At 73.5% G+C, this 22114-nt stretch carries 20 protein-coding genes and 3 riboswitches; of the genes, 9 read left to right on the plus strand and 11 right to left on the minus strand.

Annotated features, from left to right (window positions below):
• Positions 1 to 71 precede the first annotated feature (71 nt).
• Complete coding sequence (locus ACWGPF_RS14455) at positions 72 to 833, plus strand: CPBP family intramembrane glutamic endopeptidase (RefSeq protein ID WP_452333451.1); 762 nt, start codon at positions 72 to 74, stop codon at positions 831 to 833.
• Positions 834 to 887: 54 nt separating this feature from the next.
• On the opposite strand, the gene ACWGPF_RS14460 is transcribed toward ACWGPF_RS14455, so the two are convergent.
• From ACWGPF_RS14460 to ACWGPF_RS14470, 3 genes are read right to left on the minus strand one after another with little or no spacing between them, the layout of a single operon-like run.
• Positions 888 to 1313: a GNAT family acetyltransferase gene (locus ACWGPF_RS14460; RefSeq protein WP_452333452.1), complete on the minus strand. Its 426-nt coding sequence runs from the start codon at positions 1311 to 1313 to the stop codon at positions 888 to 890.
• Positions 1310 to 1774: a GNAT family N-acetyltransferase gene (locus ACWGPF_RS14465; protein ID WP_452333453.1), complete on the minus strand. Its 465-nt coding sequence runs from the start codon at positions 1772 to 1774 to the stop codon at positions 1310 to 1312. The genes ACWGPF_RS14460 and ACWGPF_RS14465 overlap by 4 nt, the downstream gene beginning before the upstream one ends.
• Positions 1771 to 2367 carry a GNAT family N-acetyltransferase gene (locus ACWGPF_RS14470; RefSeq protein WP_452333454.1) on the minus strand — a complete coding sequence of 199 codons (597 nt, stop codon included), beginning with the start codon at positions 2365 to 2367 and terminating at the stop codon, positions 1771 to 1773. The genes ACWGPF_RS14465 and ACWGPF_RS14470 overlap by 4 nt, the downstream gene beginning before the upstream one ends.
• 32 nt (positions 2368 to 2399) lie before the next feature.
• Here ACWGPF_RS14470 and ACWGPF_RS14475 point away from each other — a divergent pair, with 32 nt between their 5' ends.
• Positions 2400 to 2879, plus strand: coding sequence for an NUDIX hydrolase (locus ACWGPF_RS14475; protein ID WP_452333455.1), 480 nt, complete (start codon positions 2400 to 2402; stop codon positions 2877 to 2879).
• Positions 2880 to 2958: 79 nt separating this feature from the next.
• On the opposite strand, the gene gcvPB is transcribed toward ACWGPF_RS14475, so the two are convergent.
• From gcvPB to thiM, 7 genes are all read right to left on the minus strand, one after another.
• Entirely contained in the window at positions 2959 to 5844 is a 2886-nt protein-coding gene (gene gcvPB, locus ACWGPF_RS14480; protein ID WP_452333469.1) for an aminomethyl-transferring glycine dehydrogenase subunit GcvPB, read from the minus strand.
• A 53-nt stretch (positions 5845 to 5897) separates the two neighbouring features.
• Positions 5898 to 6278 carry a glycine cleavage system protein GcvH gene (gene gcvH / locus ACWGPF_RS14485; RefSeq protein WP_452333456.1) on the minus strand — a complete coding sequence of 127 codons (381 nt, stop codon included), beginning with the start codon at positions 6276 to 6278 and terminating at the stop codon, positions 5898 to 5900.
• Positions 6275 to 7387 (minus strand): glycine cleavage system aminomethyltransferase GcvT, encoded by a 1113-nt coding sequence (gene gcvT / locus ACWGPF_RS14490; protein ID WP_452333457.1) that lies wholly within the window; start codon positions 7385 to 7387, stop codon positions 6275 to 6277. Before gcvT ends, gcvH begins: the two co-directional genes overlap by 4 nt.
• A complete protein-coding gene (locus ACWGPF_RS14495; protein ID WP_452333458.1) occupies positions 7381 to 8763 on the minus strand; it encodes an L-serine ammonia-lyase in 1383 nt (460 codons plus the stop codon). The genes gcvT and ACWGPF_RS14495 overlap by 7 nt, the downstream gene beginning before the upstream one ends.
• A 23-nt stretch (positions 8764 to 8786) precedes the next feature.
• Positions 8787 to 8871: riboswitch (glycine riboswitch) on the minus strand.
• A riboswitch (glycine riboswitch) is annotated at positions 8872 to 8962 on the minus strand.
• Positions 8963 to 9014: 52 nt separating this feature from the next.
• Positions 9015 to 10466, minus strand: coding sequence for a bifunctional hydroxymethylpyrimidine kinase/phosphomethylpyrimidine kinase (gene thiD, locus ACWGPF_RS14500; RefSeq protein WP_452333459.1), 1452 nt, complete (start codon positions 10464 to 10466; stop codon positions 9015 to 9017).
• The gene (gene thiE / locus ACWGPF_RS14505) at positions 10463 to 11131 is read right to left on the minus strand and encodes a thiamine phosphate synthase (protein ID WP_452333460.1); all 669 of its coding nucleotides are present in this window, start codon (positions 11129 to 11131) and stop codon (positions 10463 to 10465) included. The genes thiD and thiE overlap by 4 nt, the downstream gene beginning before the upstream one ends.
• Positions 11128 to 11934, minus strand: coding sequence for a hydroxyethylthiazole kinase (gene thiM, locus ACWGPF_RS14510; protein ID WP_452333461.1), 807 nt, complete (start codon positions 11932 to 11934; stop codon positions 11128 to 11130). The genes thiE and thiM overlap by 4 nt, the downstream gene beginning before the upstream one ends.
• A riboswitch (TPP riboswitch) is annotated at positions 11926 to 12020 on the minus strand. It overlaps the preceding gene by 9 nt.
• Before the next feature lie 62 nt (positions 12021 to 12082).
• Between thiM and ACWGPF_RS14515 the strand changes: the two genes are divergently transcribed.
• The 6 genes from ACWGPF_RS14515 (at position 12083) to ACWGPF_RS14540 (ending at position 18549) form a co-directional block, all read left to right on the plus strand.
• Positions 12083 to 12739, plus strand: a complete 657-nt coding sequence (locus tag ACWGPF_RS14515; RefSeq protein ID WP_452333470.1) for an NUDIX hydrolase — start codon at positions 12083 to 12085, stop codon at positions 12737 to 12739.
• Positions 12740 to 12845: 106 nt separating this feature from the next.
• Positions 12846 to 14168 carry a quinolinate synthase NadA gene (gene nadA, locus ACWGPF_RS14520; protein WP_452333462.1) on the plus strand — a complete coding sequence of 441 codons (1323 nt, stop codon included), beginning with the start codon at positions 12846 to 12848 and terminating at the stop codon, positions 14166 to 14168.
• Positions 14165 to 15679 carry an L-aspartate oxidase gene (nadB, locus tag ACWGPF_RS14525; protein WP_452333463.1) on the plus strand — a complete coding sequence of 505 codons (1515 nt, stop codon included), beginning with the start codon at positions 14165 to 14167 and terminating at the stop codon, positions 15677 to 15679. Before nadA ends, nadB begins: the two co-directional genes overlap by 4 nt.
• Positions 15673 to 16518 (plus strand): carboxylating nicotinate-nucleotide diphosphorylase, encoded by an 846-nt coding sequence (gene nadC / locus ACWGPF_RS14530; RefSeq protein WP_452333464.1) that lies wholly within the window; start codon positions 15673 to 15675, stop codon positions 16516 to 16518. Before nadB ends, nadC begins: the two co-directional genes overlap by 7 nt.
• A gap of 1 nt (position 16519) precedes the next feature.
• Entirely contained in the window at positions 16520 to 17629 is a 1110-nt protein-coding gene (locus ACWGPF_RS14535; protein WP_452333465.1) for a cysteine desulfurase family protein, read from the plus strand.
• Positions 17630 to 17667: 38 nt separating this feature from the next.
• A complete protein-coding gene (locus ACWGPF_RS14540; protein ID WP_452333466.1) occupies positions 17668 to 18549 on the plus strand; it encodes a glycosyltransferase family 2 protein in 882 nt (293 codons plus the stop codon).
• Between the two features lie 3 nt (positions 18550 to 18552).
• Here ACWGPF_RS14540 and ACWGPF_RS14545 read toward each other — a convergent pair whose 3' ends face one another.
• Entirely contained in the window at positions 18553 to 20439 is a 1887-nt protein-coding gene (locus ACWGPF_RS14545; protein ID WP_452333467.1) for an ABC transporter ATP-binding protein, read from the minus strand.
• Positions 20440 to 20579: 140 nt separating this feature from the next.
• Here ACWGPF_RS14545 and ACWGPF_RS14550 point away from each other — a divergent pair, with 140 nt between their 5' ends.
• Positions 20580 to 22058, plus strand: a complete 1479-nt coding sequence (locus ACWGPF_RS14550; RefSeq protein WP_452333468.1) for an MDR family MFS transporter — start codon at positions 20580 to 20582, stop codon at positions 22056 to 22058.
• Positions 22059 to 22114: the final 56 nt, after the last annotated feature.

A 22114-nucleotide genomic window follows, 5' to 3' on the forward strand; every position in this document is an offset into this window, starting at 1 on the left:
CGACCGGCACGTCCTGCATGGCTGTCTGGCACCTTCAGCCCTGGCATCGAAGGGTGTGGGAATCTCGTCCCGTGACGACACCATCCCGCACCGGACCCGCCCGCGCAAGGCTGTGGTGGGAGATCGCGATCCTCCTCGCGCTGAGCCTCGGGCAGTCCGCCGTCTACTCCGTGCTCGCGCTCGTCCGCGCGCTCACGCGCGACGTGGCCCTCGCCGACCAGTCGACCGCGCTCAACCCCTCGCGAGCCGACGAGGCGCTGTGGGACGCGCTGTACCAGGTGCTCGACATCGGCTTCGATCTCGCGCTCGTGGCGCTCGCGCTCTTCCTGCTGTGGGAGCCGGGGCGGAGCGCGCTGCGCGCCGTCGGGCTCGACTTCTCGCGGTTCGGTCGCGACCTCGGACGCGCCGCCGCGCTGCTCGCCGCGATCGGGATCCCCGGTCTCGCGCTGTACGCGGGCGGGCGCCTGCTCGGCATCACGGTCGCGGTGGAGGCCTCGCCGCTCGACGCCGCGTGGTGGACCGTGCCGATCCTCGTGCTGTCGGCCGTGCGCGCCGGCCTCCTCGAGGAGGTCGTCATGAACGGATACCTGTTCGACCGGCTCCGCCGGCTCGCGTGGGGACCGTGGACGATCATCCTCGCCACCGCCGCGCTGCGCGCCGCCTATCACGCGTACCAGGGGTTCGGAGCGATCGTCGGCAACTTCGCGATGGGCGTCGTGTTCGGCTGGTGCTATCGCCGCTGGGGCCGGGTGATGCCGCTCGTCCTCGCGCACACGCTCATCGACGTCATCGCGTTCGTCGGGTATCCGCTGGCCGCGCCGTACCTCCCCTGACGGATGCGGCCGGAGCATGCGAGCCGCCGCACCCCGCAGCACCGCGCCGCGGGCTCAGGCGTCGGGGATGAGCCGCTTGCCCGTGAGCGACGTCGACTCGCGCGTGTACCCGATCGCGTCGTAGTACTCCAGCACGCGCGTGTTCTCGGCGCGCACCATGAGCATCACCTTGGGGCAGCCGATCGCGACGAGTCGGCGCTCGGCCTCCGCGACGAGCGCACGGCCGATCCCCTCCCCTCGCCGCGCCGGGTCGGCGGCGAGGTAGTACAGCCAGCCGCGGTGGCCGTCATATCCTGCCATGACGGATCCCGTCACGGCGTCGCCGTCGACGGCGACGAGCAGCAGGTCGGGCCAGACGGCGCGCGCACGCCGGATGTCCGCGTGCGGGTCGTTCCACGGACGCGTGAGACCGGCGGCGAGCCAGAGCGCGACGACGGCCTCGACGTCGCGGTCCTGCAGCGGGCGGATGGCGAAGCTCACGTCGACAGGCTATCGAACGGCATCGACCAGGCGACCTCGCGACCCAGCTGTCCTGTGGCGCGGAACAGCCGCACCTGGTGCGCGTCCGAGAGCACGGCGGCCAGCTCGTCGCGGTCGGCCGGGGCGAAGCCGAGCCGTTGCCAGAACGGACCGGAGCGGCGGGAGAAGAGCCACGCCCTCGACGCCCCGTGCGCGGCCGCCTCGTCGATCGCCCACCGCGCGAGCGCCGTGCCGCGACCGCCGCCGCGCGCGGCCGGATGCACGGCGACGCTGCGGATGAGCACGTTCCGACCATCCGCGCCCCGCTCGAATCCCGTCGTCGCCGAGACGGCGCCCGCGGCGTCGCGCTCCACCCACAGATGCACGGACGGGGCGTCGAGCCCGCTCACGGTGAGGTCGACGAGCCGCAGGAACGCCTCGATGTCGGTGCGGTCCGCCGGCGTCGCGGGCGCGAGGCTCATGCGAGCCGCCGCGCCAGCCGGGCCTCGAGCCCGATCCGCACGGGCGGCCATTCGTGCGCCAGGATCGAAAAGACCACGGTGTCGCGCACGTGGCCGTCCGGCATGATGCGGTGGCTGCGGAGCACGCCGTCCTGCCGCGCACCGAGGCGGGCGATCGCGGCGCGCGACTGCTGGTTGTGCCAGTGGGTGCAGAACTGCACGCGGAGGCAGTCGAGCACGTCGAACGCGCGCTCGAGCAGGAGCAGCTTCGCCGCCGGGTTGACCCCCGTGCCCTGTGCCGACGCGCCGAGCCACGTGTAGCCGATCTCGAGCCGGCGGTTCGCCGGATCGATGTCGCAGTACGTGGTCATCCCGACGGCGCGACCCGCGCGCCGGTCGACGACGGCCCAGGGTGCCATCCTCCCCGCCGCCTGCTCGGCGAGCCGGCGCTCGATCTCCCCGGCCATCCCCTCTGCCGTCGGCACCGAGGTGTACCACGTGCGCGCCGCCTCGTCAGCGGAGAGGGAGGCGACGAGGTCGTCGCGGTGATGCGCGGCGAGCGGCTCCAGCCGCACGACATCGTTCTCGAGCACGGGAGTCGCTGCGAAGTCCACGGCACCACGCTACCGCCGCCTAGGATCGGCTCATGGCGACCCCCGAGTTCATCCTGCGGCTGCGCGAGAAGATCGGCACCGAGCTGCTCTGGCTCACCGGGGCGACGGCCGTCGTGCTGCGCGGCGACGGCGACGCGCGGGAGGTGCTGCTCGTGCGGCGCGCCGACAACGGTCGGCTGACCCCCGTGACGGGCATCGTCGACCCGGGAGAGCAGCCCGCCGTCGCTGCCGTCCGCGAGGTCCTCGAGGAGGCCGACGTCGTCGCCGAGGCCGAGGCGCTCGTGTGGGTCAACACCCTGCCGCCCATGGTCTACCCCAACGGCGACCGCTCCCAGTACCTCGACCTCGTGTTCCGCTGCCGCTACGTCTCGGGCGACCCGCACCCGGCGGACGGCGAGAACAGCGAGGCCTTCTGGCGTCGCGTCGACGACCTCGCGGACGTCGACGACGAGATGCGCAAGCGCATCCGGATGGCCGTGGACGGCACCGAGCGCGCCCGGTTCGAGGTCTGAGCCGAACGGCCGCGGCCATCCGGCCTCCCGCCGAGACCGGCCGGGGGCCGGCCTCGGCGAGGGACCGCGGCCATCCGGATCAGGCGAAGGCCTCGATCGGCGGGCAGGCACACACGAGGTTGCGGTCGCCGTAGGCCTGGTCGATGCGGCGCACGGGCGGCCAGTACTTCCCCTCCACATCGCCGGACGGGTACACCGCCGTCTCGCGCGAGTACGGATGGTCCCACTCGCCCACGAGCACGGAGGCCGCCGTGTGCGGCGCGTTCGCGAGCGGGTTGTCGCCCTGGGGCCACTCCCCCGTCGCCACGCGGCCGGCCTCGTGGCGGATGGCGATCATCGCGTCGACGAACCGGTCGAGCTCGGCGAGGTCCTCCGACTCCGTCGGCTCGACCATGAGCGTTCCCGCCACGGGGAACGACATCGTCGGCGCGTGGAACCCGTAGTCGACCAGCCGCTTGGCGACGTCGTCGACGCTCACCCCCGTCTCGGCCTTGAGGGGGCGCAGGTCGAGGATGCACTCGTGCGCGACGCGTCCCTCCTCTCCCGTGTAGAGCACCGGGAAGTGCTCCGAGAGGCGGGCGGCGACGTAGTTCGCGGCGACCACGGCGGCGTCGGTCGCCGTGGTCAGCCCCTCGAGGCCCATCATGCGCACGTACGCCCACGAGATCGGCAGGATGCCCGCCGAGCCGTACGGCGCCGCGGAGACGGGCCCGATCCCGTCGCGGTCCTCCTGCGCGAAGGGGTGCGAGGGCAGGAACGGCGCCAGGTGCGCCTTCGCCGCGACGGGCCCGACCCCCGGTCCGCCGCCGCCATGCGGGATCGCGAACGTCTTGTGCAGGTTGAGGTGCGACACGTCGCCGCCGAGGTCGCCGAACCGGGCGTGCCCGAGCAGCGCGTTGAGGTTCGCCCCGTCGATGTACACCTGCCCTCCCGCGGCGTGGACGGCGGCCGTGATGTCGAGGACGTCGTGCTCGTACACGCCGTGCGTCGACGGGTACGTGATCATGAGCGCCGCGAGCGCGTCGGCGTGGGAGGCGATCTTCGCGCGCAGGTCTGCGAGGTCGACGTTGCCCTGGTCGTCGCATGCCACGACGACGACGCGCATGCCCGCGAGCACGGCGGATGCCGCGTTCGTCCCGTGAGCCGACGAGGGGATGAGGCACACGTCGCGACCGAGGTCGCCGCGCGAGCGGTGGTACCCGCGGATGGCGAGGAGGCCGGCGAGCTCGCCCTGCGACCCCGCGTTCGGCTGCAGCGACACCGCGTCGTAGCCCGTGAGGTCGGCCAGCCACCCCTCCAGCTGCGCGATGAGGGCGAGGTAGCCGCCGACGTCCTCCCGTGGCGCGAACGGGTGGATGCGCCCGAACTCGGGCCACGTAATGGCGGCCATCGCGGTCGCCGCGTTGAGCTTCATCGTGCACGAGCCGAGCGGGATCATCCCCCGATCGAGCGCGTAGTCCTTGTCGGCGAGGCGCTTGAGGTAGCGCATCATGGCCGTCTCCGAGCGGTGGCTCGAGAAGACGGGGTGCGTCAGGTACGGCTCCGTGCGGACGAGGTCGGCCGGCAGCGACTCGTCCGTGCGGATGAGGGCGCCGGGAGCTTCGCCAGTGCGGATGTCGGCGGTGGAAGCGCTTTCCTGCTTCGCCAGTGCGGATGTCGAGCCGGCACCATCACCCGAGCCGGTGGGCGCATCCGCACCCGCACCCGCACCCGCATCGAACGCGGCGCGCACGGCGTCGAGGTCGGCCAGGGTCGTGGCCTCGCCGACCGAGACGCCGACGGTGTCGGCGTCGACGAGGTGCAGCAGCACGCCGCCGTCGTGCGCGGCGGCGACGACCGCGGCCGCACGGGCGGGCACGCGCACGCGGACCGTGTCGAAGTGAGCGGCGTCGCCCGTGTCGAGACCGAGCTCAGCGAGCCATCCGCGCAGCAGCGTCGTCTTCGCGCGCACGTCCTCCGCGATCGCGCGGATGCCCTCGGGGCCGTGGTAGACGGCGTACATGGCCGCCATGACGGCGAGCAGCACCTGCGCGGTGCAGATGTTGCTCGTCGCCTTCTCCCGGCGGATGTGCTGCTCGCGCGTCTGCAGCGCGAGACGGTACGCGAGCCGGCCGTCCGCGTCCTTCGAGACGCCCACGAGACGTCCGGGCAGCTGCCGCTCGAGCCCCTGCCGCACGACCATGAAGCCCGCGTGCGGTCCCCCGAAGCCGAGGGGCACGCCGAAGCGCTGGGACGAGCCCACGACGACGTCGGCGCCGAGCGACCCGGGCGACGCGAGCAGCGCGAGGGCGAGCAGATCGGCCGCGACGACGGCCTGGCCTCCCGCGACGTGCACGGCGTCGACGACGCCCTGCGGGTTCCACACCCGCCCGGATGCGCCGGGGTACTGGATGAGGGCGCCGAAGAGCGCCTCGGGCAGAGCCTCCCCGCCCGCGAGGTCGACCTCGACGAGCTCGATGCCCAGTGCCTCGGCGCGCACGGCGAGCACGGCCTTGGTCTGCGGCAGCGCGTCGGCGTCGACGACGAAGACGTCGGACCCCCCGCGCACGGCGCGCCGCGCGACGAGCATCCCCTCGACGGCGGCGGTGGCCTCGTCGAGCATCGACGCGTTGGCGACCGGCAGACCGGCGAGGTCGGCCACCATGGTCTGGAAGTTCAGGAGCGCCTCGAGGCGGCCCTGCGAGATCTCGGGCTGGTACGGCGTGTACGCGGTGTACCACGACGGGTTCTCGAGCACGTTCCGCTGGATGACCGAGGGGGTGAGGGTGTCGCTGTAGCCGAGCCCGATGAGGGGCGAGAGCACGCGGTTGCGGGCAGCGAGCTCGCGCAGCTCCGCGAGCGCCTCTGCCTCCGAGACGCCCTCGGCGGGGATGGCCGCGCCGGCCGCACCGAGGCCGCGGATGACGGGCGGCACGGCCGCCGCGAGGACGCCCGCCGCATCGGCGTCGCCGATGACCGCGGCCATCCGCTCGCGCTCGCCCGCCGTGGTGCCGATGTGCCGATCGGCGTAGGCCGCGCTCACGCCTCCTGCCCCGTCAGGCCGATGTAGGCGGAGCGGTCGAGCAGTCCGGCGGGGTCTCCCGACAGACGCACCTTCACGAGCCAGGCGCCGTCGAAGGGCGCCTCGTTCACGAGGCCGGGGTTCGCGTCCACATCGGCGTTCGTCTCGACGACGACGCCGTCGACGGGCGCGTAGAGCTCGGAGACCGACTTGGTCGACTCGATCTCGCCCATCACCTGCCCCGACAAGACGGCCGCGTCGACCGCGGGCAGGTCGACGAAGACGACGTCGCCGAGCTGGTCTGCGGCGTAGTCGGTGACGCCGATCGTGGCGATGTCGCCGTCGATGCGGATCCACTCGTGCTCGGACGTGTAGGACAGCGCGGTGAGGTCGGTCATGAGTTCCTCCGGTAGAAGGGCAGGGCGGTCGGGGTGGCGGCGATGCGCGTTCCGCGCACGTCGATGGCGAGGTCGTCCGCCGCGGCCGCGGCGGGGTCGACGTAGGCGAGGGCGATGGGATGGCCGAGCGTGGGGCTGAGCGCGCCGCTCGTGACCTCCCCGACGACGGTGTCGCCGCGGAGGACGGGATAGCCGGCGCGTCCTGCACGACGACCGTCGGAGACGAGGCCGACGAGCACGCGCGCCGCGGGGTCGGCGTCGAGGGCGGGGCGCCCGACGAAGTCGCCCGTGTCGACGACGACCCGGCCGAGCCCGGCCTGAGCGGGGCGGATGCCGCGCGTCAGCTCATGGCCGTAGAGCGGCATGCCGGCTTCGAGGCGCAGGGTGTCTCGTGCGGCGAGCCCCGCGGGCACGAGCCCGTGCGGGGCGCCCGCGGCGAGCAGCGCCCGCCACAGCGCGGGAGCCGTGTCGTTCGCGACCAGCAGCTCGAAGCCGTCTTCCCCCGTGTAGCCCGTGCGGGCGAGGAGCAGCGGCGCGCCGTCGAACGTCGCGTCGGCCCACGCGTAGTACCGCTGATCGGCCCACGGGGTGGCCGGCTCCCCGATTCCGGCGGTCTCCTGCAGGATGCGCTGCGCGAGCGGCCCCTGCACGGCGATGAGCGCGGAGGCGTCGGTGAGGTCCGCGATCACGGCATCCGTGCGCGCGCGCTCCTCGAACGCCGCGCGCACCGCGTCGCGGTTGCCGGCGTTCGCGATGACGAGATAGCTCTCGTCGCCGAGCCGGTACACGATCACGTCGTCGACGATCCCGCCGTCGTCGGCGAGCACGAGCGAGTACTTCGCCCGGCCGACGGCGAGGGCCGACAGGCGCCCCGCGAGCGCGTGGTCGAGGAACGCCCCCGCGCCGGCGCCCGTCACGGAGAACTCCGCCATGTGCGAGATGTCGAACAGCCCGGCCGCCGTCCGGACGGCGTGGTGCTCGGCGAGGTCGGACGAGTAGCGGACGGGCATGAGCCATCCGCCGAAATCGGTGAAGGATGCCCCGAGCGCCTCGTGCTCGGCGTGCAGGGGCGTCGTCCTGGGTTCGGTCACGGCGTGTCTCCTCAGCATTCCACGACGTTGACGGCGAGACCCGCCATCGCCGTCTCCTTGTACTTCTCGCTCATGTCGCGCCCCGTCTGCCGCATCGTCTCGATGACCGTGTCGAGCGACACCCGGTGCGTGCCGTCGCCCCACATGGCCATCTTGGCGGCGTTGACCGCCTTGCCGGAAGCGATCGCGTTCCGCTCGATGCACGGGATCTGGACGAGGCCCCCGACGGGGTCGCACGTGAGGCCGAGGTTGTGCTCCATGGCGATCTCGGCGGCGTTCTCGACCTGCGCCGGGGTCCCGCCCAGGATGGCCGCGAGCGCTCCCGCGGCCATCGACGACGCGGAGCCGACCTCGCCCTGGCACCCGACCTCCGCACCCGAGATGGAGGCGCGCTGCTTGTAGATCGACCCGATGGCGGCCGCGGTGAGCAGGAACTCGACGGCGATGTCGTCGGGCGATCCGGTCGCGCGCGGCGTGTAGTGCGCGGCGTGATGGAGGACGGCGGGGATGATCCCGGCCGCCCCGTTCGTGGGCGCCGTCACGACGCGCCCTCCCGCGGCGTTCTCCTCGTTGACGGCGAGGGCGACGAGGTTGATCCACTCCTGCGCGAACAGCGGGCTGCGGTCCGGGTCCTCGACGGCGAGGCGCGCGCGCCAGGCGGGCGCGCGGCGGACGACGCCGAGCCCTCCCGGAAGCACCCCCTCGGTCCGCGTGCCGGCCGTGTAGCACTCCACCATGGCGTCCCTGATGCGCAGGATGCCCGCGCGCACGTCCTCGGGCGCTCGGAGGGCCGATTCGTTGCGGAGGGCGATGTCGGCGATCGACGCCCCCTCCGCCTCGCAGTGCGCGAGCAGCTCGGCGGCCGTCGAGAACGGATGCGGCACGGCGCCGTCGTCCGTCTGCTCCTGCTCCTCCCCGTCGCGCACGATGAAGCCGCCGCCCACCGAGTAGTAGACCGCCTCCTCGGCGACCGAGCCGTCGCCCCGGAGCGCGGCGAAGCGCATCGCGTTCGTGTGCCGTCCGTGCACGGTGAGGGGGTGCAGGCGGATGTCCTCCGTCCGCAGCGGGACGGGCGTCGCGTCGCCGATCCGCACCGTGCCGTCCGCCTCGATGCGCGCGACGCGCTCCGCCACCTCGGCGGCGGACACCTCGTCGGGCTGCCGCCCCTCGAGCCCCACGAGCACGGCGGCGAGCGTGCCGTGTCCGGCTCCCGTCGCGGCGAGCGAGCCGTACAGGTCGACCGCCACCGCGGCGGGCGGCTCGGCCAGCCGCGCGACGAACTCCGCGGCGGCGCGCATGGGGCCGACCGTGTGCGAGCTCGACGGCCCGATCCCGATCGTGAAGAGGTCGAACACCCCGATGTAGGTCACAAGAGGAACTCCCGTTGTCGGCATCCGCGACGGATGCGGTGAGTTCCTCCCGCTCTGTCATGGTGCCTGAGAGTTTCCGCGGCGCGCCGCTTGCCCCGTCGGCGGGCGCTCGGGCGCCGCTTTCCAGAGTGACCTGCCGGCACGGTACGTGGGCCTGAGAGATTCCGGGAGGGACTTGCTCCTACGGCAGCGGCGCGGGGCCGCGTTCTCCCGTGACGGATGGACGGTCTGTTCGGTTGTGATCCCGATGATAGCGGCAGCGGGTTTCCGGCGCGTTACCGATGCGACGGCCGGCGCTGCGCGAAGAACGCCAGCTCGTGCCGCGCAGAGGCGAGGAAGGCGGCACGCATCCGCGCGAGCGCCGCATCGTCTGCCCCGTGCGCGGCGCGCTGGGTCCAGCGGATGGCCTCCCGCGTGGAGAGCGCGAAGGCGTCCGACGCGTACATCTCCAGCCAGTCCGCGTACGGATGCCCGGGACGTCGGCGCGCCGCGAGCCGCTCGGCGACGTCCTGATAGAGCCAGAAGCAGGGCAGCAGCGCGGCGACGAGCGTCGCATGATCCCCCGATGCGGCGCGGAGATGCGAGAGGTACGCCGCGGTCTCCGCGCTCTCCTCGGCGGGTTCGTCGCCGACGCGGGCGCGGTGCAGCGAGAGCTCGGTCTCGAGGCACGTGTGCGCCGAGCCCGCCCAGAACGCCTGCTCCTCCAGGGTCGGCGCGAGGTCGGCAGCACGGCTGAGCACCCGGGCGTATCCGCGCAGGTACAGGGAGTCCTGCGCGAGATAGTGGGCGAAGTCGGCCTCGTCGAGGGTTCCGTCGCCGAGGGCGGCGACGAACCAGACGTCGTCGATGCCGGCGCGCAGCGCGGCGATGTCGTCCCACCAGGCGTCGAGCTCGGCGTCACGGCGGGGCGGCGCGTCGCCCGCCCACAGCGCGGCGCCGTGATGCAGCGGTCCGTGGCCGCCGCCGACCTCGAGCGTGTCGGCCTCCGCGATCGCCCGCCGCAGCCAGTCCCTCGCGAGGCGCGCCGACCATCCCCAGTCGCCCGTGCGCGCCTGCATCGTCGCGAGCGCGGCCGAGAGCGAGCAGCCCGTGCCGTGCGTGCTCGTCGTGGCGATGCGCGCGCCGGGGAAGGTCGTCGAGCTCCCGTCGGGCTCGACGAGCGCATCGGGACAGTCGGGGCCGTCGAGGTGGCCGCCCTTCGCGAGCACGCGCACGCCGTGCCGGCCCGCGAGCTCTGCGGCCTGGTCGAGCGCGTCCGGCCAGGAGCTCGCGACCGTTCCCCCGACGAGCACGGCGAGCTCTGGCAGGTTCGGGGTGACGACGTCGACGAGTGCGAACAGGTCGTGCAGCGCCCGCTCGGCCTCGGCGTCGATGAGGCGGTCGCCGCTCGTGGCGACCATGACGGGATCGAGCACGACGACGGGACGTGCCGGGAGCGCATTCAGCCATGCGGCCGTCTCGGCGATCACCTCGGCGGTTCCCAGCATGCCGATCTTGACGGCGTCGATGCGCACGTCGGCCGCGACGGCGTCGAGCTGCGCCCGCAGGAACGACGAGGGCGGGGTATGCACGTCCGAGACGCCGCGCGTGTTCTGCGCCGTGAGGGCCGTGATGGCCGCCATGCCGTAGCCGCCGCAGGCGAGGATCGTCTTCAGATCGGCCTGCACGCCCGCCCCGCCGGAGGGATCGGAGCCGGCGATCGACAGCACGTTCGCGACGCGGCTCACGCGCCGGCCCCCGCATCGGCCCACTCGAACCGCAGCGCGGCCGCCGCCTCCGCAGGCCGCGTCGCCGCGCAGATCGCGCGGACGACGGCGATGCCCGCCGCACCGGCGCGGCGCGCGTCGGCGGCGTCGCCCGGCCCCACCCCGCCGATCGCGACGCACGGGATGTCGGGGACGAGCGCCGCGAACGCCGCGAAGCCGTCCCACCCGAGCGGTGCCGGATGGTCCTTCTTCGTGGGCGTGGGGCGGACGGCGCCGACGCCCAGGTAGTCGACCGTGTCCGCTGGCAGGCCGCGCAGCGAGGGCAGCTGCGATGCGAGGCTCGCGCTGAGCCCCACGACGGCGTCGGGTCCGACGAGGTCGCGCACGCGCCCCGCCGGCAGGTCGCTCTGACCGATGTGCACGCCGTCGACGGCGGCGCCTGCCGCCCGGGCGGCCAGGAAGACGTCGACGCGGTCGTTCACGAGGAGGGTGGCCCGGCCGGCCGTGTGCAGGGCCGCCTCCTCCACGACGCGCAGCAGCTCGGCCGCCGAGAGCTCCTTGCCGCGGATCTGCACGGCCGACACGCCGCCGTCCACGGCGGCCGCCACGATGTCGGCGACGGGACGGTCGCCGACCGACGCGGCGTCGGCGACGAGGTAGACGGAGGGGTCGAACGCGCGCCTCATGCGCGCACCGCCGTCGACTCGTCGACGCGCACGGCGGCGAGATCGGAGGGCGAGACGGCGTCGAGCGCGTCGAGGAAGCGCCATCCGAACGAGCCGGGACCGTCCGACACCGCCGCGGCGCGCTCCGACGCCGCGGCGTACAGCGCGTGCGCGGCGACGGCGCCGGCGAACGCGTCGCCCGCCGCCGCGATGCAGGCGGCGGTGACGGCGCCGAGCGAGCATCCGCCCCCCGTGATGCGCGTGAGGAGCGCGCTGCCGCCGTGGATCCGCGCGACGCGGCGGACCGCGACGACGGCGTCGACGGGGCCGGAGACCGCCACGACGGCGCCCGTCCGCTCGGCGATCTCTCGCGCGGCGTCCAGCGCCGCGTCGACGTCGTCGGCGGCGTCCACGCCGCGACCGCCCGCTCCGACGCCCGCGAGCGCGCGGATCTCCGAGGCGTTCCCGCGCACGGCCGTCGGCTCGAGATCGAGCAGGCGCTGCGCGAACGCCGTGCGCATCCCGAGCGCGCCCACGCCGACGGGGTCGAGCACCCAGGGCACGCCGGCGAGGTGCGCCGACGACGCCGCGGCGAGCATCGCCTCGCGCTGCTCCGCGGTCGGCGTGCCGAGGTTCACGAGCACGGCCGAGGCGACCGACGCGCATTCACCCGCCTCCTCGGGGACGTCGGCCATCACGGGCGCGGCGCCCACCGCGAGGAGCGCGTTGGCCGTGACGTTCACGACGACGGAATTGGTGAGGCACTGCACGAGCGGAGACGACTCCCTCACGCTCGCGAGCACCGGTGCGTATGCGTCACTCATCAGCGACATCCCTCCGCTCGTTCTAACGAGATCAGGTGCGTACGGGTGTGATCTCAGTCCCGGTCGGGACACCCCGTGTCACTGGGAAGCGAGCATATACGCTCGGAGGGTGACGCCAGACCCGACGCCCGCCGCCATCCGCGTCGCCGTGTCGACGGCGATCTTCTCGCTGCGCGCGCGACCGGGGGCCGATGCGCTCATGATCCCGCTCGTGCGGCGCACGCGGGAGCCGTTCCGCGAGCAGTGGGCGCTGCCGGGCGGCTGGCTCGACGCCGCGGAGGGGCTCGACGATGCCGCATCGCGGACCCTCGCGGAGACGACCGCCCTCAGCCCGAGCTACCTCGAGCAGCTCTACGCCTTCGGAGACGTCGACCGCTCCCCCACCCGGGTCGTGTCGGTCGTGTACTGGGCCCTGCTCCGCTCCGACCTCGTCGACGCCCAGCGCGCCGCGGAAGGGGCTCCGGAGAACGTCGAGTGGTTCGACGTCGACGACCTCCCCGCGCTCGCCTTCGACCACAACCGGATCGTCGCGTACGCGCTCTGGCGGCTGCGCAACAAGGTCGGCTACAGCCGCATCGCCCACGGCCTGCTGCCCGACGAGTTCACCCTCACCGAGCTGCGCGAGGTCTATGAGGCCGTGCTCGGTCGGCGCCTCGACCCCTCGAACTTCCGCCGGCTCCTCGAGGGCTCGGAGTCCCTCATCCCGACCGAGTCGTTCCGCACGGGCAAGCACCGCCCCGCGCGGCTCTTCCGGTACAACTCCGATGTGGAGCTCGCCGACCGCGGGCCCCTCGGCGACGCCTGAGCTTCTTCTCCCCGCCGCCCTCTCACACTCCGGTCGCCATTCTGGTCAGAGTGACTTAAACTCGGTTCGTCCGACTTAGAGTCACACCGACCCGAACGGGGTTCCCATGGCCGCCACCTCCGTCGCCCTCTCGCCGCGCCCCGTCGACCCCAGCGTCGACCACGGCATCCGCGCCATCCTTTCGGGCGCCGCCGCGGGTTCGACCTGCTCGACCGACCTCGCCGACGGGCCGTGGACGTTCGACGTCGAGGAGGGCTACGGACCCGGTGCCTCCATGGGGGATGTGATCCCCACCGGCGCCCCCCGCCAGGGCGAGCTCCCCCGCGCCTACCGGGAGGCGCCGGAGGCGGAGCTCCACGACCGCATCCGCGCGGCGAAGGCGGCGCTCGGCGACCGCGTCGTGGTGCTCGGCCACTTCTACCAGCGCGACGAGGTCGTGCAGCATGCCGACTACGTGGGCGACTCCTTCCAGCTCGCGAACGCCGCCCTCGCCCATCCCGCCGCGGAGGCGATCGTCTTCTGCGGGGTGCACTTCATGGCCGAGACGGCCGACATGCTCTCCGGCCCCGAGCAGGCGGTCATCCTGCCGAACCTCGCCGCGGGGTGCTCCATGGCCGACATGGCGGACATCGACCAGGTCGAGGAGTGCTGGGAGCAGCTCGAGGACGTCCTCGGGCCGCTCGACGCGCCGGATGCCGACGGGCTCGTGCCGGTCGTCCCCGTGACCTACATGAACTCGTCGGCCGCGATCAAGGGATTCGTGGGCCGCCACGGCGGCATCGTCTGCACCTCGTCGAACGCGAGCACCGTGCTGGAGTGGGCGTTCGCCCGCGGCCGCCGCGTGCTCTTCTTCCCCGACCAGCACCTCGGACGGAACACCGCGAAGGCCATGGGCGTGCCGCTCGACCGGATGCCGATGTGGAACCCCCGGCGCCCCCTCGGCGGCTCGACTGAGCAGACGCTGCGCGACAGCGCCGTCATCTTGTGGCACGGGTTCTGCTCCGTCCACCGCCGCTTCACGCCCGCGCAGATCGCGCAGGCGCGCGCGGAGCACCCCGGCGTGCGCGTCATCGTGCATCCCGAGTGCCCCATGGAGGTCGTCGACGCCGCGGACGAGGCGGGGTCGACCGACTACATCCGCAAGGCCATCCTCGCCGCGACGGAGCCGACGACGTTCGCCATCGGCACCGAGATCAACCTCGTGCAGCGGCTCGCGGCCGAGCATCCGCAGCACGAGATCTTCTGCCTCGACCCCGTCGTCTGCCCGTGCTCGACGATGTACCGCATCCACCCCGGCTACCTCGCGTGGGTGCTCGAGGAGCTCGTGGCCGGACGCGTCGTCAACCGCATCTCGGTGGATGCGTCCGTCACCGCTCCCGCACGCGTCGCGCTCGAGCGCATGCTCGCCGCGCGGCCGGCCGGATCATGACGAGCGCGATCGTCGTCGGGAGCGGCATCGCCGGCCTCTCCGCCGCGCTCCATGCCGCACGCGCGGGCGTCGAGGTCACGATCGTCGCGAAGGGCGCGCTCGCCGACACCGCGACCCGATGGGCGCAGGGCGGCATCGCCGCCGTGCTGACGCGCGGCGACAGCGTCGGGGCGCACGTCGCCGACACGCTGCGCGCGGGCGACGGCCTGTGCGACGAGGATGCCGTCCGCGTCCTCGCCTCGGAAGGCCCCGATCGCGTGCGCGAGCTCATCGCGCTCGGCGTCGCCTTCGACCGCGACGCCGACGGCGCGCTCCGCATGGGCCTGGAGGCCGCGCATTCCCACGCCCGCATCCTGCACGCAGGCGGGGATGCCACCGGCCGCGCCATCGAGGAGGTGCTCGTCGCCGCCGCACGGGCGTCGCGCGCGCGCATCCTCGAGCACACCCGTCTCATCGACCTCGTCGACGACGGCGACCGCGTCGGCGGGGTGCGCGTCCTCGCGGACGGGGCGGTCCGCGAGCTGCGCGCGGACGCCGTGGTGCTCGCAACGGGCGGCGCTGGCCGGCTCTACTCCCGCACGACGAACCCCGAGCTCGCCACGGGCGACGGCATCGCCGCGGCGTCGCGCGCGGGTGCCGCGGTCGCGGATCTCGAGTTCGTCCAGTTCCATCCCACGGTGCTCGCCGCCGGCGCGCCGTTCCTCGTCTCCGAGGCGGTGCGCGGAGAGGGCGCCGTGCTCGTCGACGAGACGGGGCGCCGCTTCGCCTTCGACGACCATCCCGACGGCGAACTGGCCCCGCGCGACGTCGTCGCGCGGTCCATCGCGCGGCGGATGGCCGCGCAGGGCGGCCGCCCCGTGCTCCTCGATGCGACCGCGCTCGGCAGGGCGGCGCTCGCGGCCCGCTTCCCGACGATCACGGCGGCGGTGGCGGCGCGCGGGTTCGACTGGGCCGAGACGGCCGTGCCCGTCACTCCCGCCGCGCATTACCTCATGGGGGGCGTCGTCACCGACCTCCACGGGCGGACGACGCGCGCCGGGCTCCTCGCCGTCGGCGAGTGCGCGCGCACGGGCGTGCACGGCGCCAACCGGCTCGCCTCGAACTCGCTGCTCGAGGGGGCCGTCTTCGGCGCCCGCGCGGCCGCCGCGCTCGCCGACGCGACCGCGGCGAGCGCGCCGGCGGCTCCCGGCCCGGCCGCACCCGTCCCGCCCGATCCCGATGCACCCCCGTTCTCACGCGAGGCGCTGCAGCGGCTGATGTGGGACGAGGTGGGCCTCGTCCGCGACGGGGCACGGCTCCTGCACGCGGCGGGCATCCTGGCGGCGTGGGACGCCGCGCTTCCCGCCCCCCGCACACCCCGCGCGCACGAGGACGCCGCCCTCGTGCGCGTCGGCGCCCTGGCCGCGAGCGCGGCCCTCGCACGCACGGAGTCGGCCGGCGCGCACCATCGCGCAGATGCCGTCCGCCCCGCACCCGAACCGGCCCTCGCCACGGCAGGAGCACCATGCTGACCCGATCCGCCATCGACCGCGCCGTGCGCGCCGCCCTCGACGAGGACGCGCCGTGGGGCGACCTGACGAGCGAGGCATTCGTCCCCGCGCACGCGACGGCGGACGCCGCACTCGTCGCGCGCGAGGCCGGCGTCTTCAGCGGCGGGGAGGTCTTCGAGGCCGCCTTCGGCCTGGTCGACTCCCGCATCGGCGTCGACGTGCTCGTCGACGACGGCTCGCGATTCGCCGAGGGGACGGTGCTCGCACACGTCGCCGGCCCCGCGCGCGGTGTCCTCACGGCCGAACGCGTCGCCCTCAACTTCACGCAGCGGATGTCCGGCATCGCGACGCTCACGGCGCGCTACGTCGCCGAGGTGGCGGGGACGGGCGCGCGCATCGCCGACACGCGCAAGACGACGCCGGGTCTGCGCGCCTTCGAGCGGCACGCCGTGCGCTCGGGGGGCGGCTCGAACCACCGCTTCTCGCTGTCGGACGCCGTCATGGCGAAGGACAACCACCTCGCGGTCCTCGGCGGCGATGACCTCACGACCGCGCTGCGCGCGGGGATGGCGCGGCTCGGCCACACCGCGCACGTCGAGGTGGAGGTCGACCGCATCGACCAGATCGAGCCCGTGCTCGCGGCGGGCGTCGACACGATCATGCTCGACAACTTCCCGCTCGACGCGCTCCGCGAAGGGGTCGCGCTCGTGGCGGGGCGCGCGGTCGTCGAGGCGTCGGGCGGCGTGAGTCTCGAGACGGTGCGGGCGATCGCCGCGACGGGCGTCGACGTCGTGTCGGTGGGCGCCCTGACCCATTCCGCGCCCGCCGTCGACCTCGGGCTCGATCTCCGCGTGCGCTGACGTGCTCTACCTCGACAACGCCGCCACCGGCCCCGTGCGCCTCGAGGTGCTCGAGGCCATGGCACCCTACCTGACGCGCGACTACGGCAACCCGGCGAGCCACCACACGGTCGGCGAGCGGGCGGCGGCTGCGGTCGAAGACGCCCGTTCGCGCATCGCCGGCGTCCTCGGCATGCGCCGCGGAGACATCGTCTTCACCTCCGGCGGCACGGAGGCCAACAACCTCGCCGTCAAGGGCGTCGCGCTCGCCGCGCTCGCCCATCGCGGTGCGCGGCACATCGTGACGACCGCCGTCGAGCACGAGTCGATCCTCGAGTCCGCGGCGTACCTCGCGCGCTTCCACGGCGTCGAGACGACGGTCGTCGGGGTGGACGGCGACGGCGCGGCGTCGGCGGACGAGATCGCCGCGGCCATCCGGCCCGACACGGCCCTCGTGTCGATGGGTCTCGCGAACAACGAGGTCGGCACCGTGCAGATCGTCCCGGACGTCGCCGTCCCGCTCCATCTCGACGCCGTGCAGGCGGCCGGATGGCTCGACCTGCGGTCGACGGGCGCCGACGCCCTCTCGCTTGCGGGGCACAAGGTCGGGGCGCCGAAGGGGGTGGGCGTGCTGGCCATCCGGGGACGGATCCCGCTCGAGCCCCTCGTCCACGGCGGCGGTCAGCAGCGCGGCCGCCGGAGCGGCACGGAGTCGGTCGCGCTCGCGGTCGCGATGGCGCGCGCCCTCGAGCTCGCCGAGGAGGAGCGCGAGGAGTGCGCACGCCGGGTCGCCGCCATCCGCGACGACTTCGTGGCGCGCGTGCTCGCGCTCGTCCCCTCCGCCCGGCTCACGGGGCATCCGACGCGGCGTCTGCCGGGCAGCGCGAGCTTCACGTTCGCGGGCACGAGCGGAGAGGCCGTGCTGCTCGAGCTGGAGCGCCGCGGCGTGGTGTCGTCGAGCGGCTCGGCGTGCGCCGCCGGATCGGACGAGCCGTCGCATGTGCTCGTCGCGATGGGCGTGCCGCCCGAGGTCGCGCAGACCTCCGTGCGCTTCACCCTGGCGCACGGGCACACCCGCCCGCTCGACGACGTCGCCGACGCGGTCGCCGCGGCCGTGCACGCGGTCGCCTGACGCGTCCCCGACCCTCGCCGCGGCGATATCCTCGTCCCGTGCCCCCGCTCGCGACCGTCATCGTCCCCGGGTGGGACGTCGCCCCCTTCGCCGCCGCCGCGCTCGACTCGCTGCGTGCGCAGACGTTCGACGGGTGGCGAGCCGTCCTCGTCGACGACGGCTCGACCGACGGCACGGGCGAGATCTTCGCGCGCTACGCGGCCGTCGACGACCGCTTCGTCCTCGCACCGCACGACCATCAGCGCGGGCTCGGCGCGGCGCGCAACACCGGCCTCGACCTCGTCGACACCGCCTACGTCGGATTCCTCGACGCCGACGACGTCATGATGCCGCGCGCGCTCGAGACGCTCGTCGGCTCGCTGGAGTCGTCGGGGAGCGACCTCGTCGCGGGTGCCTACGTGCGCCTGCGGCCCGAGGGGGGCGGCTACCGCGCGGGCGAGGTGCAGCCGTGGGTCGCAGCGGCGACCTCGCCCCGGCGCGTCGCGACCACGCTCGACGCGCATCCCGAGGTGACGGGCAACATCGTGGCGTGGTCCAAGGTGTCGCGCACCTCGTTCTGGCGCGACCACGGGCTGCGCTTCCCGGAGGGCGTGCTCTACGAGGATCAGGAGATCGCGCAGCGCATGTACACCTCCGCGCGCGCGTTCGACGTCGTCCCCGACGTCGTCGTGCAGTGGCGGGTGCGAGCCGACGGCACGTCCATCACGCAGCGCGAGGCCGACCCCCGGGTGTTCCAGGCCTGCCTCCAGGCCATGCGCGACGGGCTCCGGGCCCTCGCGGCGCACGAGCCCGCCCGCCGTGCGCGCGCGGGCCAGATCCTGCGGATGGACATCCCCCGTCTCGCCGAGATCGGCCACCTGGACCCCGAGGTCGCTCCGCTCCTCGACGCGTTCACGTCCGAGGTCCGCGCCCTCGCCTGAGCCTCACTCCTCGAGCGCGCGCGTCGCCGCGAGCTGCTCGGCCGCGAGCTCCGCGTACAGCCCGCCCGCGAGCACGAGCTCGGCGTGCGTGCCCGACTCGACGATGCGCCCCGCCTCGACGACGTGGATGACGTCGGCGTCGATGACGGTGGACAGCCGGTGCGCGATCGAGATCGTGGTGCGCCCGCGCGAGGCGCTCTCGAGCGCCTCCTGCACGATCCGCTCAGACACGGTGTCGAGCGCGCTCGTCGCCTCGTCGAGGAGGAGCACGGGCGGGTCCTTCAGGAGCACGCGCGCGATCGCGATGCGCTGCTTCTCGCCGCCCGACAGCCGGTAGCCGCGCTCCCCGACGACCGTGTCGTAGCCGTGCTCGAAGCCCGCGATGACGTGATGGATGTTCGCCTGTCGGCAGGCGCGTTCGATCTCCTCGTCGGTCGCCTCGGGCCGTGCGTACCGGAGGTTCTCGCGGACCGTCGCGTGGAAGAGGTACGTCTCCTGCGAGACGATGCCGACGGCGTCCACGATCGACTCCTGAGTGAGCGAGCGGACGTCCGCCCCGGCGAACAGCACGCGTCCTGTCTCCGCCTCGTACAGCCGCGGCGTGAGATACAGGACGGTCGTCTTCCCCGCGCCGGACGGGCCGACGAACGCCACGTGCGAGCCGGGCTCGGCCGTGAACGACACTCCGCGCAGCGTCGGAGCCGAGTCGCGCGCCGCATCCGGATAGCGGAAGGTGACGTCGCGGAACTCGACGCGCCCGAGGGGACCCGGCGCCTCCGAGACGGGGATGGCGTCGGGAGCGTCTCGGATGGCCGGCTCGAGATCGAGGTACTCGAAGATGCGGGCGAAGAGCGCGAACGACGTCTGCACGTCGAGCGCGATGCGCATGAGGCTCGTGAGCGGCTGCAGCAGCCGCGCCTGCACGTTCGTGAAGGCGACGATCGTGCCGGCCGTGAGCAGCCCGCTCTCCCCCGCGAGGAGGAAGCCGGCGACGAGGTAGATGACGGCGGGCACCGAGGCCATCAGGACGTGGACGACGGCGAAGAAGCCCTGCCCGCTCATCGCCTGGCGCACCTGCAGGCGGATCTGGTTGGCGTTCTCGTCGGCATAGCGCGCCGACTCGGTGCGCTGGCGGTTGAACGACTTGGAGAGCAGGATGCCCGAGACGCTCAGCGTCTCCTGCGTGATCGCGGTCAGCTCGGAGAGCGACTGCTGCGTCTCGGCCGCGATGCGCGCACGGACCTGGCCCACCCTCCTCTGCACGACGACGAGCACGGGCATGACGACGACGGCGATGAGCGTCAGCCGCCAGTCGATGAGGATCATGGCGACGAGCGATGCGACGACCGTCACGCTGTTCCCGAGGATGGCCGTCACGGTGCTCGTGAGGACGCTCGAGACCCCGCCGACGTCGTTCTGCAGCCGAGACTGGATGACGCCCGTCTTCGTGCGCGTGAAGAAGCCGAGCTCCATCGCCTGGAGGTGGTCGAACATCCGCACGCGCAGGTCGCCCGTCACGCGGTTCCCGACGTTCGAGGTGAACCAGGTCTGCGCGACCCCCACGACGGCGCTGACCAGGTAGAGGCCGATCATGATCGCGACGAGTCGGACGAGGAGGGGGATGTCGACGGCGCCGCCGTCGACGGGGAAGAGCGCGTCGTCGAACACGCGCTGCACGACGAGCGGAGGGACGACGCCGAGTGCGGCGCCGACGACGACGAGGCCGGCGGTGACGGCGATGCGGCCGCGGTAGGGGCGGAAGAGCCGCACGACGCGCGCACCGAGGTCGGGGACGCGCGGCGCCTCGGCGTTGGCACGGCGCTGCGCCGCCTCGTCGATGGGCCGCGGCCCCCCGCGTCCGGGTCCGCCCATGCCTCTCCCCATACTCATGTCAAAGAGCATACATTCCGGCGGGGGCGGCGGATCGGGAATGGCGGACGGGATGTCGCCGTTAGGCTGTAACGTCGCCCCGGCGCCTCTCCTCCTCGCGCCCGCCGCGGCATCCGCCACCTCTTCTCCCCGGGAGCCTCATGACGTCCACCGACACCGGCGCCATCCGCGCACAGCAGCAGCAGGGGATCGATCCCCGCGGCATGAGGGTCATCTGGCTCCTCCTCATCGCCGCCTTCGTGGCCATCCTCAATGAGACGACGATGGGCATCGCCATCCCGCACCTCAACGAGGACCTCGGTCTCGCTCCGGAGCTCGGCCAGTGGCTGACGAGCGCGTTCATGCTGACGATGGCCGTCGTCATCCCGACCACCGGCTTCCTCCTGCAGCGCTTCACGACGCGGCAGATCTTCCTCGCCGCCATGACGGCGTTCTCGCTCGGCACCCTCGTGTGCCTCGTCGCGCCCGGATTCGTGCTCCTGCTCGCGGGGCGCGTCGTCCAGGCGCTCGGAACGGGCATCATGATGCCGCTCCTCATGACGACGATGATGAACGTCGTCCCCGCGCACTCGCGCGGGCGCATGATGGGCCGCGTCGGCCTCGTCATCTCGCTGGCTCCCGCCATCGGACCCACCCTCTCGGGCGCCGTGCTCGAGACGCTCAGCTGGCGCTGGCTCTTCGCCATCATCCTGCCGATCGCGATCGTCGCACTGGTCGTCGGCGGCAAGTGGATGACCAACCTCGGCGAGACGCGCAAGGCGCCCATCGACGTCCTGTCGATCGTCCTGTCGGCGTTCGCGTTCGGCGGCATCGTCTACGGGCTCAGCCAGTTCGGCGGGCACAGCGGAGAGGGCGCCTCGTCCTCGACGACCGTCGGCGTCGTCACGCTCGTCCTGGGGCTCGCCTTCCTCGCCCTGTTCGTGTGGCGGCAGCTCGTGCTGCAGCGGGTCGACGACGCGCTTCTCGACCTGCGCGTCTTCCGTTCGGCGAACTTCACGGTGTCCGTCGTCATCATGTCGATCATCGCGCTGTCGATGTTCGGGACGCTGACGCTCCTGCCCCAGTACCTGCAGAACGTCGCCGGCCTCGACGCGCTGCAGTCGGGTCTCGTCCTCCTGCCGGGGTCGGTGCTCATGGGCGTGCTCGGCCCGTTCATGGGCCGCATCTACGACGCCCGCGGCCCGAAGACGCTGCTCGTGCCCGGCACGATCATCGTCGCGGGGGCTCTGTTCTACTACTCGACCGTGACCGAGCACACGCCGGAGTGGGTGCTCATCCTCGTGCAGACGGCGATGTCGGTCGGCATGGCGGCATCGTTCACGCCGCTGTTCTCGGCCTCGCTCGGATCGCTCGAGCGGCACCTCTACTCCCACGGCTCCGCCGTGCTGAACACGCTGCAGCAGGTCGCGGGCGCGGCGGGCGTGGCGATCCTCATCGCGACGTACTCGGGCATCCTGCACGCGGGCGAGGCGGCGGGGCTCTCGACGCCCGTCGCGGGCGCACCCGGCGCGCGGATGGCGTTCCTCATCGCCGCGCTCATCTCGCTCGTCGCGGTCGTGCTCGCGTTCTTCGTGCGGCGGCCGGCGGATCAGGAGGCCGGCGGCTTCCCCGGGCACTGACGGCTCGGATACGCAGAAGCGCCCCGCGATCGCGGGGCGCTTCTGCGTATCCGAGC

This window comes from Microbacterium sp. NPDC055683 (genome assembly GCF_053617895.1).

What these genes read in the sequence shown, in the direction of transcription:
- ACWGPF_RS14465 (WP_452333453.1), bottom strand. Translation starts at nt 1,774, where the DNA reads ATGAGCCTCGCGCCCGCGACGCCGGCGGACCGCACCGACATCGAGGCG.
- ACWGPF_RS14475 (WP_452333455.1), top strand. Translation starts at nt 2,400, where the DNA reads ATGGCGACCCCCGAGTTCATCCTGCGGCTGCGCGAGAAGATCGGCACC.
- gcvPB (WP_452333469.1), bottom strand. Translation starts at nt 5,844, where the DNA reads ATGGCCGCGGTCATCGGCGACGCCGATGCGGCGGGCGTCCTCGCGGCG.
- gcvH (WP_452333456.1), bottom strand. Translation starts at nt 6,278, where the DNA reads ATGACCGACCTCACCGCGCTGTCCTACACGTCCGAGCACGAGTGGATC.
- gcvT (WP_452333457.1), bottom strand. Translation starts at nt 7,387, where the DNA reads ATGCTGAGGAGACACGCCGTGACCGAACCCAGGACGACGCCCCTGCAC.
- ACWGPF_RS14495 (WP_452333458.1), bottom strand. Translation starts at nt 8,763, where the DNA reads ATGCCGACAACGGGAGTTCCTCTTGTGACCTACATCGGGGTGTTCGAC.
- thiE (WP_452333460.1), bottom strand. Translation starts at nt 11,131, where the DNA reads ATGAGGCGCGCGTTCGACCCCTCCGTCTACCTCGTCGCCGACGCCGCG.
- thiM (WP_452333461.1), bottom strand. Translation starts at nt 11,934, where the DNA reads ATGAGTGACGCATACGCACCGGTGCTCGCGAGCGTGAGGGAGTCGTCT.
- nadA (WP_452333462.1), top strand. Translation starts at nt 12,846, where the DNA reads ATGGCCGCCACCTCCGTCGCCCTCTCGCCGCGCCCCGTCGACCCCAGC.
- nadB (WP_452333463.1), top strand. Translation starts at nt 14,165, where the DNA reads ATGACGAGCGCGATCGTCGTCGGGAGCGGCATCGCCGGCCTCTCCGCC.
- nadC (WP_452333464.1), top strand. Translation starts at nt 15,673, where the DNA reads ATGCTGACCCGATCCGCCATCGACCGCGCCGTGCGCGCCGCCCTCGAC.
- ACWGPF_RS14545 (WP_452333467.1), bottom strand. Translation starts at nt 20,439, where the DNA reads ATGAGTATGGGGAGAGGCATGGGCGGACCCGGACGCGGGGGGCCGCGG.
- ACWGPF_RS14550 (WP_452333468.1), top strand. Translation starts at nt 20,580, where the DNA reads ATGACGTCCACCGACACCGGCGCCATCCGCGCACAGCAGCAGCAGGGG.